2 protein-coding genes are annotated in these 1,485 nt (G+C 60.3%); both read right to left on the bottom strand.

Features of this window, described 5'->3' with window-relative positions:
• Positions 1 to 233: 233 nt before the first annotated feature.
• Positions 234 to 752, bottom strand: a complete 519-nt coding sequence (locus E8D38_RS29610) for a DUF4304 domain-containing protein (RefSeq protein WP_181179560.1) — start codon at positions 750 to 752, stop codon at positions 234 to 236.
• Between the two features lie 109 nt (positions 753 to 861).
• Positions 862 to 1,350 (bottom strand): hypothetical protein, encoded by a 489-nt coding sequence (locus tag E8D38_RS27680; RefSeq protein WP_140637490.1) that lies wholly within the window; start codon positions 1,348 to 1,350, stop codon positions 862 to 864.
• Between the last annotated feature and the right edge of the window lie 135 nt (positions 1,351 to 1,485).

Raw genomic sequence — 1,485 nt, 5'->3', positions numbered from 1 at the left:
GTTGGCAAACTCGTGACGCATTGCTGGGGTGGACCACAGAGCCGCGCCAATGATTGCGCCGCTCAACAGAAACGAGCCTGCAACGATGATGGGGGCGAGACGCATTTGCAGCCTTCTAACGTTTGAGCTGAGCGGCCGCCGCCGGCAAGGCGCTTGGGCCGCGACATGCATGATAGGCCTGAGCATGTCGCGGCCCAAGTGCCTTGCCGGTGGAGGTCCGCTCGAGCGAAGGGTTAGGCGGCACTCGCGGCGCTACTCGGAACATGCCCAAGCCGAACCAGGAACTCTCTACGCTGATGCTCAGTGAGCCCAGGACTTTGGCCAGCTTTCCACAGGGTGACGAGCGCGTCCAACTGCTGAAGCTGCCCCAGGGCGGGGAGGGCGAAGCGTTCAATGCGAGTGGCGATGTCAACGGCTACTGCCTCCGCTTGCTGCGCAGTGCGTACCTTCCACCATGTGTCTTCATTCTCGGGCGACAGAAAGCCCAAGCGTTCCCTCCAGTGCGCCAGTGGGATGGACGGTTTCGTGGTGGCGCGGACATCGGCGTAGATGAGCGCCGGCGCAAAGGCGCCAACATTGACAGTGAACTTCGCCTCTGCGGCTGTGCTTTGGCGCGAGCCTTGCACTTCTATGAGATGAACGACGTCTTGCAACGGGCGCGAGAACAAGGAGGAAGACTTCCGATAGCCGAGCGGTCGGAGCAATTCCCTCAGCGCTAGTAATGTTGGTGCTTTCAGATCGCCGCGGGCCATGGTGGTGTTGGTGCCGCCTAACGTTCGACATGAGCGGCATGCGTAGGTGGGCGAAGCCTGCCGGAGCATGTCCGCTCGATGGAGGGGTTAGGCGTCGGTGAGGCAACCTTCATTCGAGCTTCATCCTGGTGTACACGCCCTCAACCACGCAACTCTGACCGTCGTCGAACACGATGCGGCCGAAGCCACCGGCCTGAAGAGAGAGGAACGCCTCCTGACCAAGAGCAAGACTGAGGCACGCTGAGGTTTGCAGATATGAGCCTGTGCCTTGGACTTCGTACCAATCGTCCGATTCGTGCGTGACGCGCACAGCGTACTTGCCAGGACTTGGCTCGCTCTTTCCGTAGATGGCTTTGACATCGCACTTGTCGCGACTGTCGATGAAGATCAGTTCGCCGCCATACCCACTCGACTTCAACAATGCTTCCTCTGAGTAGGCATAGACGTAGCAATACCTTGTCTGGATTGTGATGCTCTTGCCGTCAACCCGATAGACGTTACTGGCCTTGCGTGTGACCGTGATTTCGTAAGTCGCTGCCTCTGCTGCGAGAGGAAGCGCCGCCAGTGCCAGCAACGAGATGGTGGTACGCAGAGACATGCCTTCTCCGACGCCTAACGTTCGACATGAGCGGGCCGCAACGGCGCGCTCAGTGTGGCCAAAGCGCGCAACCGCACCTCGCCGTTGTGGGTCCGCTCGATGGCGGGGTTAGATGACGGCATACGACGCAACGTC

It is taken from the genome of Methylibium rhizosphaerae (assembly GCF_006386545.1).
GTDB lineage: Bacteria > Pseudomonadota > Gammaproteobacteria > Burkholderiales > Burkholderiaceae_C > Pseudorivibacter > Pseudorivibacter rhizosphaerae.
The sequence above is the reverse complement of the archived record's forward strand: the minus strand, read 5'-3'. Positions and strand labels throughout refer to the sequence as shown.

Bases quoted from the DNA above. Each gene is read 5' to 3' on its own strand.
- E8D38_RS29610 (WP_181179560.1), bottom strand. From the start codon at position 752: ATGGCCCGCGGCGATCTGAAAGCACCAACATTACTAGCGCTGAGGGAA.
- E8D38_RS27680 (WP_140637490.1), bottom strand. From the start codon at position 1,350: ATGTCTCTGCGTACCACCATCTCGTTGCTGGCACTGGCGGCGCTTCCT.